The following is a 355-nucleotide window of genomic DNA, read 5'->3' on the forward strand; positions in this document are numbered from 1 at the left end:
CGCCTTTTAAAGGGATGGCGCTGCTCGGAGCAGGAAATGTCCAATGAATTGACCATGCGTGCCACGACGATCGTGACCGTGCGCAAGGGCAACAAGGTGGTGATCGCCGGCGACGGCCAGGTCAGCCTTGGCCAGACCATCATGAAGGGCAATGCCCGCAAAGTGCGCCGCATCGGCAAGGGCGGCAATGTGATTGCTGGCTTTGCCGGTGCCACCGCCGATGCCTTCACGCTGCTGGAGCGGCTCGAAGCAAAGCTCGAACAGTATCCTGACCAACTCACCCGCGCGTGCGTCGAGCTCGCCAAGGACTGGCGCACCGACCGCTATCTGCGCCGGCTGGAGGCGATGATGCTGG

General features: G+C 62.8%; 1 protein-coding gene. It reads left to right on the forward strand.

What is annotated here, in order from left to right:
* Positions 1 to 36: 36 nt before the first annotated feature.
* On the forward strand, positions 37 to 355 hold a 319-nt coding region (gene hslV, locus EN852_RS36710; RefSeq protein ID WP_135879750.1), incomplete at its 3' end, for an ATP-dependent protease subunit HslV.

Origin of the sequence: Mesorhizobium sp. M2E.F.Ca.ET.209.01.1.1 (genome assembly GCF_004010375.2) — a bacterium.
Taxonomy (GTDB): Bacteria; Pseudomonadota; Alphaproteobacteria; order Rhizobiales; family Rhizobiaceae; genus Mesorhizobium.